Source organism: Clostridium boliviensis (assembly GCF_033342255.1).
In the GTDB taxonomy this organism is placed as follows: domain Bacteria; phylum Bacillota; class Clostridia; order Lachnospirales; family Lachnospiraceae; genus Lacrimispora; species Lacrimispora boliviensis.
The window spans coordinates 1-1,767 of record NZ_JAWONS010000130.1 but is presented as its reverse complement, the minus strand read 5'-3'; the positions used below and the strand labels follow the sequence as shown (position 1 = coordinate 1,767).

At 38.0% G+C, this 1,767-nt stretch carries 1 pseudogene; it reads left to right on the top strand.

Features of this window, described 5'->3' with window-relative positions:
- Positions 1-139 precede the first annotated feature (139 nt).
- Positions 140-1,532 (top strand): annotated as a pseudogene (locus RZO55_RS08975) (transposase family protein).
- Positions 1,533-1,767 lie beyond the last annotated feature (235 nt).

Here is a 1,767-nt window from a genome sequence, read left to right as displayed (position 1 = left end):
AGGCGTTTGCGAAACGCCGAAAGCCTTGAAAATTAAGGCTTTTATTCTTGCAAAAATAAAACAACTCCTCACGAGTTTATGGTAAAATTGAGTTGTCTAGAAACAATTCATACCTAACCTCGAAAGGAGTTGTATACTTATGATACCATACAAACAGCTTTCTTTGGCAGATATTTTTACAGATTGTCAAAACATTTTTAATGAAGACAAACCTGCATTCTTGTCTTTACTCGAATCTCACATTAATCTTGATGAAATTGTTCCCGTTTCTTTTAGTAACCATTTCTATGCATCAACGGGCAGAACCCGCAAATACTCGTTACATTCTATGCTTTGGGCTTTGATTATCCAACGCATTTTTTCCATTCCAACCGATTCTCTACTTCTGGTTTTTCTACACTACTCGAAAGCGTTGAGAGATTTCTGCGGTTTTTCAAAAGTTCCTGATCCATCTAAAATCACTCGTTTTAAGCAGGACTTTCTTTTGGACTTACAATCAGTTTTTGATTCACTTGTAGATGTTACGGAACCGATATGCCAGGCAATTGATTCTTCCAAAGCTGATATGACCATTTTTGATTCTTCCGGCATTGAAGCTTTTGTCCAGGAAAACAACCCCAAGTATGCAAACCGAATGATAAAACAGCTGAAAGCTTATGCTAAGGCAAACGGATTTAATAAATCCTATGATCCGTACAAGGCAGCTTATTGCTCCATGCCTCCCTCTGCTTCTTCCAATCCAGAAATCAAGCAGCTTTACATTAATGGCCATTTTTGTTATGTTTTTAAATTTGGGATTGTCACAAATGGTCTTGGCATCATTCGTCATATTTCTTTTTATAATAAAGACTTTATGACCTCCCATCCAGAAATCACGGTTGATAAGAAGTCCGATTCTCCAGATGAGGACAAATCGGTTCATGATGCCAGACTCTTAATTCCTACTTTACAAGATTTCTTTAAAAAGCATCCGCTCATTCATCCAAAATCTTTTTTGGGTGACTCTGCATTCGATTCAGCAAATCTTTACAAAGAATTATTAACGGGATCCACTTTTGGAAGCGATGACGATGGAGCTGGATACCACTTTTCTAAAGCTTACATACCGCTTAATTCTCGTTCCAGGTTGCAAAACCCAGACTGTAAAGTAAACGAGAACGGTATCCCTTGTTGTCCGCATGATGAAACGCTTCCGATGAAACACGAAGGAAGCTCTACCCGTTCTAATGGTCTTAAAAGATATAAGTTTGTGTGTCCTAAAATGAAGTGGAGAAAAAACAAAGCAACAAACAAACTGGAACGAACGTGTTGGTGTGATACTCCCTGTACCGCTTCAAAATCGGGACGGATGTTTTACATTTACCCTGAAAAGAATCTTCGGGCATACCCAGGTACATTAAGAGGCACACAAGAATGGGATGATACCTACAAAATCAGATCGGTTGTGGAACAGAATATTAATCACGTAAAGGATAATCTCTGTGTTGCAAAAAGAAGGACTCAAAATGAGAAAACACTTCATGCCGATTTAATACTTGCTGGAATTACACAATTAATCACAGTAGTTCTTGCGGATAAAATAAAGCATCATGAGTACATCCGAAGTCTTAAACCTTTAATTGCATAGAACCTACCAACTTCAAAGACCTTGAAGGCTTATTAGAGTACGCTTAAAATAACCCTAGTGCACTTGCTATTCATAAATTCTGTAAGCGGGATTCTTGCATGAGTCAAAAGCAATCCTACAAACCAGTTTCGCAATTACCT